Raw genomic sequence first — 8,501 nt, 5'->3', positions numbered from 1 at the left:
GCAGCCGCTTCGTGAAGTCGCGCGCCCGGTGGCGCGCCCGATGGGCTGCGTCCACCCTGGCAAGGCCCGAGGCGGCAACGCGCGCGCACCGTTCGGGATCGGCCCGTGCGGTGTGGACCACCTGCACCAGGCTGTCGATGTCGTCCGGTTCGTACAGCAAAAGGTCGCGCCCGTCCTTGAACAGGTCGGTCAGGCCATGGCCGATGCGCGGGGTGACCAGGCAACCGCCGCAGCCCAGGGCCTCGAAGACCCGGAAGTTCAGGTCTCCGTGCTCGCAGTAGTTCAGCAGCAGCCGTCCGCGAGGGTACAGCGCCCGGTAGTCGCCCCGGGTCACGTGCAGGCCCGGCAGGCGCTGTCCCAGCCGTTGCAGGAAGGCATGGCGCGCCGGGGTGCGGGCCGCGTCCACGGTGCCCACGAACAGCAGGTCCCATTCCGGCGCGGGGGGGCGCGGCAGGTCCGCATCCTTGGCGAAGGCGGGCGTCCACCAGATGCGTTCATCCGGCAGTCGCCGCCCGGCCACCAGCGGAATATGGTCGCGCAGGCTCATCAGGCACACGTCGAAGGCCTGGGCGTACAGCGGGTACCAGCTGTGGATGTGCGAATCCACGCAGTAGAACACGGTCAGGCAGGGGAATGATTCCATGCCCAGCACAAAGGGCGGGCGACTCTTGTCCGCCACCACCACCACGTCGGGCTCCCAGCCCGCCGTGCGCACGATGTCCTCCCAGCCGAACACGGCCACCTGCTGGAAATCCATGGCGTGCACCTGCCAGCCTTCGTCGCGCAGGGCTTGCGCAAAGAACGGGCTGCCGATCCAGAACAGCCTGGGCATGCGGTTATCGTGTTCGCCAGTCATGGCCGGGGTATACCGTGCCGGGGCGGCGGGCGCAACGCGGGTGATGATGTGGCGAGGCGGCGGACCGGTGAGGATGTTCGGCCCGGAAAGGCCGCGCTCTTGCCGACCGCGCCCCTTTCCCCCTTGCCAGCCGCCGTGCGAACGGATAGTGCTGTGACGTCGTGTTGTCGGCGTCACCGGCCCCTTCCCGTTGAGTCAGCAGCGGGGATCCCCATGTCCATCCTTACCCGGAACACCGCGCTCGCGGGCGTTCTCGACACCCATCTCGCGGCCCTGGCCGCGGACGAGGGCCTTGCGCCCCAAACCATTCGCGACGGTATCGAAGGCGGCACCATGGTGTTGCTGGGCAATCCGTCGCACCCTTCGTTGCGTCCGCTGCTGGTGGGCCAGCCTTCCCGCGTGAAGGTCAACGCCAACATCGGCACCTCGCCCCTGTGCAACAATCCCGACCGTGAAATCGAAAAGCTCGCCGCCGCGCTTGGCGCCGGGGCCGACACCGTGATGGACCTTTCCATCGCGGGCGACCTGCTGGCCATCCGAAAGGGCATGCTGGCCGCCTGCCCCCTGCCGCTGGGCACCGTGCCGCTGTATTCCGTGGCCCAGAAGTACCTGGACAAGGGCAAGGACCCGGCGGGCATGGACCCGGAAGAACTGTTCGCCGAAATCGAGATGCAGGCGGAGCAGGGCGTGGACTTCATGACCGTGCACTGCGGCCTGACCCGGCGCGGCGCCGAATGGGCCACAGAGGGCGGTCGCGTGCTGGGCATCGTCTCGCGCGGGGGCTCCATCCTGGCCCGCTGGATGCGCAAGAACGGCAAGGAAAACCCCCTGCTGGAACAGTACGACCGCATTCTTGAAATTGCCCGCAGGCACAACGTCACCCTGTCGCTGGGCGACGGCCTGCGCCCCGGCGCCGGCGCCGACGCGGGCGACGCCGCCCAGTGGGAAGAAGTGATGATGCTGGGCCGTCTGGCCAAGGCGGGCCTGGCCGAAGGCGTGCAGTGCATGATCGAAGGCCCCGGCCACGTGCCCATGCACGAGGTGGAGGCGCAGATCGTCGGCATCAAGAAGTTGACCAACAACGCCCCGCTGTACGTGCTGGGCCCGCTGACCATCGACAGCTCGCCGGGTTACGACCACATCGCCGGGGCCATCGGCGGGGCCATCGGCGTGCGCGCCGGGGTGGACTTCCTGTGCTACCTCACCCCGGCCGAACACCTTACCCTGCCCACCATCGACGACGTGAAGGCCGGTGTCATGGCCTCGCGCATCGCCGCGCAGGCGGGCGAGGTGGCCCTGGGCCGTCGGCACGCGCTGGAACGCGAGGCAGGCATGTCGCAGGCCCGCATGGCCCTTGACTGGGACGGCATGAAACGCTGCGCGCTGGACCAGGAAATGGTGGATGCCCGCCGGGGCGAGCACCGCAATGAAGAGGAATGCGCCATGTGCGGCAAGTTCTGCGCCGTGAAGATGCTGCGCGACGACCCGCAGGGCGCGCTGTAGCAGCGCGCCGCCCGCCAGCTCAGCCAGCCCGCCTTGCCCAGTCGGACAGTCCGGCTGGAACGGGCCGGTCAGCGGCGGATGCAAACCGGAAACGGGAGGGATGCCGACATCCTTCCCGTTTTCTTGTCGCCGGGGCGGCCAGGCGTATTGCGCACCGAAGGGAAGGCGGCGGACGGTCGGGCCAGCCCGCACACTTGCGCGCGGGCCACCTTGCGGTTGGCTATGCTTCCGTCCGGGGGGCTGGGGCGGTCTGCACCAGTGCGTCGGCGTGTTCGTCCCACCCGGCCACTACCTCCAGGCATCGGGCGGCGCTCACCGGACGGCTGAACAGGTAGCCCTGAAAGACCTGGCAGCCCAGTTCCGCAAAGCGTTCGAACTGTTCCCGTCGTTCCACCCCTTCCACCACGGTGGTTATGTCCAGGCTGCGGGACAGTTCCACGATGCTGCGCATGATGTGCTGGTTGATGTCGCCGTGGCTGGCCTCGGTGAGCGATCGGTCGATCTTCACCGTGTCCACGGGAAAGTCGCGCAGGTAGCGCAGCGAGGCGTGCCCCATGCCGAAATCGTCGATGGCCACGCGCACCCCGGCAGCGCGCAGGCGGCGCAGGGCCTTGACGGTGCGCTTGTCGGGCAGCAGCACGGTGGATTCTGTCAGTTCCAGTTCCAGCAGGTGCGGGGCAAGGCCGGTGCGCGACAGCAGGTCCAGCACGTCGCGGTCGAAGCGGGGGTTCAGCAACTGGCGCGGGGCCACGTTGACAGACATGATGAAGTCATCGGGCACCAGTCCCGTCCACGCCACGCGGCGGGCGCAGGCGCGGTGCAGCACGAGCATGCCCAACTGGTCGATGATGCCGGTGTCTTCCGCCAGGGCCACGGCGATGGGCGGCGCTATGCGCCCGTAAGCCGGGTGGTGCCAGCGCAGCAGGGCCTCGGCGCCGTGCGGACGGCCATCCCCCCCGATTTGTGGCTGGTACTCCATAAATACTTCATCGTCGCGGGCCAGGGCGGCGGAAAGGTCGTTGGCCAGCGAGGTGGCAACGCGCCCCTGTTCACCGGGGCGGTCGATGCACTTGCGGCCGCTGGGCCCCAACTCGTTGCCGCTGGCGGTATGCAGCAGTTCGGTCAGGATGTGCCTGCCGTGCCGTTCGCGCAGCGCGTCGGACATCCGCACGAAGGGCAGGTACAGGGCCATGCCGAGGCCAAGGTTGAACGCCTGCATCAGCGAACCCGCCAAGGACCCCGTGGCCGCGTAGCCGTTGAGCAGCGGGGGAGTGGTCCAGACCACGTCGGGCAGGGTGTACGGCACCAGGTGCAGCAGGGTTGCGGTATGGGCGGCGATGGTCTGCGCCAGCGGCACCAGCAGGAAGGGGATCAGGTATACCGGGTTCATGACCATGGGCAGGCCAAACAGCAGCGGTTCGTTGACGTTGCACAGCGCGGGCAGCAGGGCCATCAGGGCCAGCCTGCGGTTGCCGCTGTCGCGGCTGGCGTGGAGGATGGCGGCGATGAGGCACAACGTGCTCCCCGATCCGCCCATGCGCGTGAACACGTCGAAGAAGGTCTTGGTCAGCACGTAGGGCGGCGCCTGCCCAGCCGCCACCGCTGCGGCGTTGGCTACCCCGGCGGGGGCCAGGATGGCGTCCTCTATGGGAAACAGCAGGTTGGGACCGTGCGCCCCGAAGAACCACAAAACCTGCGACAGGCCCGTGTACAGCAGGCCGAGGCCCAGGGTGTTGCCCGCTTCCGTGAAAGGCAGGATCATGACGTTGTGCACGGCCCCGTGCAGATCGGAAATGCCGATGGCCACCAGCCCCGCGCGCAGCAGGCCAAAGATGATGATTGTCAACATGGCCGCGGGCATCTGGGTGAGGATGTCGCGCACCACCGGATCGTGCCCCGCGGCCTTCAGCGGCAGTTGCAGGCGCTTCACGTCCGACAGGCGCACGAACAGCCCGGACCCGCCCACGGAAACCATGAACGCCAGCAGCAGGCCCCGGTTCATGGAGAACATGCCACGCCAGGACATGTCGTTGTCAGGGTTGGTAACCACGAAGAAGCAGGCCATCACGACGATGGCGGACATGGCCGGGCTGACGAGCTGCCCGCCGCGCCGCTGGTTGTACACCATGGCCATGGTGCCGCTGAAGGCGCACAGTACGGCCAGCGAGGCGATGCCGAAGGTGCCGGAAATCAGGGCGTCTGCTGTGGCGATCCAGGCGGGGCCGAACAGTGCGTCCAGTGTCTGGTGCAGCAAGGGAAAGGGCGTGTGCCGCACCATCAGCGCGAAGGCGCCCACCGTGACCAGCGGCAGCACCAGGGCCAGGGCGCGCTGCACCGCGATGACCACGGGCAGGTCGGCCATGCGCTCGGTAACGTCGGTAAAGACCACTGCCAGTGGCCGCCACCACGGCACGGCAAGGGGGGGCGCGTTGTCGACCATGCCCGCCTTCACGCTGCCCCTCTGACCGTGCGGGGGCGGCGTTGCGCCCAGGGCCGGCTTGGTGCGCTGCCCGGCAGTTTCTGATTGTAACCAGTATCCATTGGCGCTGGGCATCCCTGACGGGGTGTCGGGCTGGGCTGCCCTGCCGAACCCGCCGGTTACATGGAGAGTTTGCTTTCCAGTTTCTTTTTGGCGTCTTTCAGGTCGTCAATATCCTGCTTGAGTTCTTTTATCTTTTCAGCCTGCTCTTCTCCGGAACCGAAAAAAGCAGTCTTGGTTTCTTGCAGTTCGCCTTCTTTCGTCCTGATGTCACTCTCCGTGTCCTTCAATTCGTCAACAGCGTCTTCCTTGTCGACGCCGCTGGCTTCACCTCGGGAACGGGTTTTGATTTTCAGGGGCCTGGATTCTTCATCTTTATTGTCGCCAACGCTGCCGCCATCTTTTGCGGCAGCCTTCCCGGCCTTCATCTCTTCAGCCCTGGCGCGCCCCTCATCGGATATTTCGACCTTGTCATGGGCGTTCGACGGGTTGCCGCTTTTGGGGGTGTCTTTCGCCTTTTCGATGTGTTGCCGCCCGATGGAGCTTCCCGTTTGAATGGAGATGGCGTCAACTGCAATTTGCGATACAGGCATCGTCCGTTCCTGACCTGTCAGAGGTTGCGAATCTCAGCCAGCCTGATCGGATGATGCCAAGGGAAGTTGAGGGTTGGATCCGGAAAAAGCCGGGCCCGGATGTGCCCTTTTCGGTGGAGGCGCGCTGGGGGCTTCTCCTTGCGGGGGGCATCAGGGGCATGCTGCGGGGGGGGGCTTTCAGCCGTGTTCCGGAAAGCCGCCAGGTTATGGCGCGCCCGGCTTGGGCGCGTTCACCACGTTGGTGGGCGCACCGGCCAGGAAGGCGCGGATGTTGCCCGCCGTGACGCGCATCAGGGTCTGGCGCGCGGTCAGGGTGGCCCAGGCCAGGTGCGGGGTGATCAGGCAGTTCTTGGCCGTCAGCAGCGGGTTGTCCGGTCGGATGGGTTCCACCGCCACCACGTCCACGCCAAGGCCGCCCAGATGGTTGTCGTTGAGTGCGGCGGCCACGGCGGCCTCGTCCAGCAGGGGGCCGCGCGCGGTGTTGATGAGGATGGCGCCCTGCTTCATGGAGGCCAGGCGCACACGGTTGACCATGCCGCGCGTGGCGTCGGTGAGCGGGCAATGCAGGGTTACCACGTCGGACCGGGCGAAGAGTTCGTCAAGCGAAACGTAGGCGAACGGTTCGTACCCCGGCATGGTGCGGGTGTTGGGCGAATATGCCAGCACCTTCATGCCGAAGGCGTTGGCGATCTGCCCCACGCGCTTGCCCATGTTGCCGAAGCCCACGATGCCCGTGGTCTTGCCGGTCAGTTCTATCTGGGTGGTTTCCCAGAAGCACCAGTCCTTGTTGGCGCTCCAGTTGCCCACCTTCACGCTGGCGTCGTGCCGGGCAATGCGACGGCACAGTTCCAGCAGAAAGGCGAAGACGTGCTGGGCCACGGCCTCGGTGCCGTAGCCGGGCACGTTGCAGACCGGAATGGAGCGCGCGGCGGCGGCGCGGATGTCCACCACGTCATACCCGGTGGCCAGCACCCCTATGTAGGCAAGGTCGGGCAGTGCCGCGATGGTGTCGGCATTCAGGGGGGTCTTGTTGGTCAGCACCATATGGGCGCCCGCGGCACGTTCGCGTATGGCCTCGCGCGGGGTGCGGTCGTGCACGGTCAGTTCGCCAAGCGCGGCAACGGCATCCCACGGGTTGTCGCCGGGGTTCAGGGTGTAGCCGTCCAGTACGACAATACGCATGGCTGTACTCCGAAAAAGGTTTTTCTGTTGCCACGGGGCGTTGTGTCCAGTAAACGGAAACCTAACCTTCGGAATTCTACGTGAGTCCGCAGCCGCGGTAAAGCCCGCCGCATCCGGGGGTACCAGCCGCATACGGGACCGAGGACCATGTGCAAGGCGCCAGCCGGGTGGACCTATCAACAATACTGTGTGGCCGTGGTGTGCACGGTTCTTCTGCTGTTTGCCGCGTGGCCGGTAGCCCCGGCAGCGCAGGAAACGACGCAGGACGCCTTCGCCTTTGCCCCGCCTGGTGACCTGTCTGGCGATTCGTCTGGCGCCTTGCCCGGCAAACCTGTCGGCGCCTCGTTCACCAATTCCGCCCATCTCGCCAATGCCGCCCATGCCACGGCTGCCCCTGATGCCCCGAACGCCGCGGCAGGAGCGGGCCTTGCCGCCCCCGCAGCCGTCATCACCGCCGCTTCCGGCGAACCTTCACGCATTGCCGCCATCCGGACACCGGGCTTTCCCACCGGTTTCCTGTGGACTCAGAATTTCCACGCCGCAGGGAAACCCGTCACCGATGCCGTTCCTTTCGCTTCCACGGCGACGGTCGTGGTGCCTTCCGGCGTACCTTCGGGTTCGGACCAGCCCCGGTCGGCGGATGCCCAACCGGCGGATGCCCAACCGGCGGATGCCCGTTCGGCAGGGGGAGAACTGGCCCCCGGCGAACCGGTGCGCCTGGGCATGTCCGCCCCCTTCAACGGTCCCGGCGCGTCGCTGGGGCGTGAATTCCATCGCGGCGCGGCCAGTTGTCTGGCTAGAGTCAACGCGGCTGGCGGGGTACACGGCAGGCGGGTGGAAATCGTCGCCATGGACGATGGCTACGACCCCGAGCGCACCGTATGGAACGCCATCCGGCTCATTGAGGAAGAGCGTGTCTTCGCGCTGTTCGGCCTGGTGGGCACGCCCACGGTCACACGGGTGTTGCCGCTGCTGGGCGGCCACCCCGAGCGCACGGTGCCGCTGCTGTTCCCTTTCACCGGGGCGCGTCCCCTGTCCCTGCCGCGTCACGAGGGGCTGGTGTTCCGCCTGCGCGCCTCGTACGACACCGAATTTTCCGAACTGGTGGACCGCCTGCACGGAGCGGGATGCACCCGCATCGCCGTATTCTACCAGGCCGACGCCTATGGCCGCGAAGGCTGGGCCGACCTGCGTGACGCGCTGGCCCGTCGCCGCCTGTCCCTGGCTGCCGAAGCCTCCTATCCGCGTGGCGCGGGAAGCGATGCCGACTTCACCGAGCAGGCAGGGCTGATCCTGCAAGGCAGGCCCGACGCCGTGGTCTGCGTGGGTACCGACGCCGCGTGCGCGGCCTTCATTCGCGATCTGCGCGACATGCTGGCCGCGCGGGGAACGAGCCGGCTGGCAGGCCAGTCGCCAGACAAAACGCCAGACAAAATGCCGGACAAGGCCTCCGGCCAACAGGCGGGTCAACGGGCCGCCGCGTCTTCGCGCCAGCCCTCCAGCACGGGCTGTCCCGCCATCCCTGTGGCCATGCCGTCGTTCGTGGACAGTGCTCAGTTGCTGGAACTGCTGACCGCCATGGGGCGTACCGCCCAGCGCGACTACACGCACGACCTCGTGCTGGCGGAAGTGGTGCCCCCGTGGAACGGCAACCTGCCCGCCGCCCAGGACTATCGCCGTGATTTCGGTGAGATGGCGGACACCCCCGATCTCCTTGGCGCTTCCGGCATCGACGCGGCCCCGGCCCCGGCGTCGGGCGGGGGACTGGCAGGGCTGGTGCTGCATCCCGGGGAGGTGAGCTTCGAGGGGTACCTGGCCGCGCGGCTGCTGGTGCGGGCGCTGGAACGCATGGGGCCTTACCCGTCGCCCGCCGGGCTGCACGCGGCGC

Annotated in this window: 6 protein-coding genes; 2 read left to right on the top strand and 4 right to left on the bottom strand. The window is 67.4% G+C overall.

The window, feature by feature from the left end; all coding sequences use genetic code 11:
• Positions 1–832 (bottom strand): glycosyltransferase family protein (locus FVW20_RS01995; protein ID WP_196608074.1); only part of this gene is annotated, 832 nt, incomplete at its 3' end.
• Between the two features lie 237 nt (positions 833–1,069).
• On the opposite strand from FVW20_RS01995, the gene thiC reads away from it, so the two are divergent.
• A complete protein-coding gene (gene thiC, locus FVW20_RS01990; protein WP_196608073.1) occupies positions 1,070–2,359 on the top strand; it encodes a phosphomethylpyrimidine synthase ThiC in 1,290 nt (429 codons plus the stop codon).
• A gap of 220 nt (positions 2,360–2,579) precedes the next feature.
• Here the strand turns inward: thiC and FVW20_RS01985 are convergent, their stop codons facing one another.
• The 3 genes from FVW20_RS01985 to FVW20_RS01975 all read right to left on the bottom strand — a co-directional run bounded on the left by FVW20_RS01985 (position 2,580) and on the right by FVW20_RS01975 (position 6,613).
• A complete protein-coding gene (locus FVW20_RS01985; protein WP_196608072.1) occupies positions 2,580–4,799 on the bottom strand; it encodes an EAL domain-containing protein in 2,220 nt (739 codons plus the stop codon).
• Between the two features lie 158 nt (positions 4,800–4,957).
• Positions 4,958–5,431, bottom strand: coding sequence for a hypothetical protein (locus FVW20_RS01980; protein ID WP_196608071.1), 474 nt, complete (start codon positions 5,429–5,431; stop codon positions 4,958–4,960).
• A gap of 204 nt (positions 5,432–5,635) precedes the next feature.
• Positions 5,636–6,613, bottom strand: a complete 978-nt coding sequence (locus tag FVW20_RS01975) for a D-2-hydroxyacid dehydrogenase (RefSeq protein ID WP_196608070.1) — start codon at positions 6,611–6,613, stop codon at positions 5,636–5,638.
• A 147-nt stretch (positions 6,614–6,760) separates the two neighbouring features.
• On the opposite strand from FVW20_RS01975, the gene FVW20_RS01970 reads away from it, so the two are divergent.
• The coding region (locus tag FVW20_RS01970; protein WP_196608069.1) for an ABC transporter substrate-binding protein at positions 6,761–8,501 on the top strand (1,741 nt) is incomplete at its 3' end.

Origin of the sequence: Nitratidesulfovibrio oxamicus (genome assembly GCF_015731765.1) — a bacterium.
GTDB classification, from domain to species: domain Bacteria; phylum Desulfobacterota; class Desulfovibrionia; order Desulfovibrionales; family Desulfovibrionaceae; genus Cupidesulfovibrio; species Cupidesulfovibrio oxamicus.
Note: the sequence above shows the minus strand (reverse complement) of the source record. Positions and strands in the feature narration are given on the sequence as shown.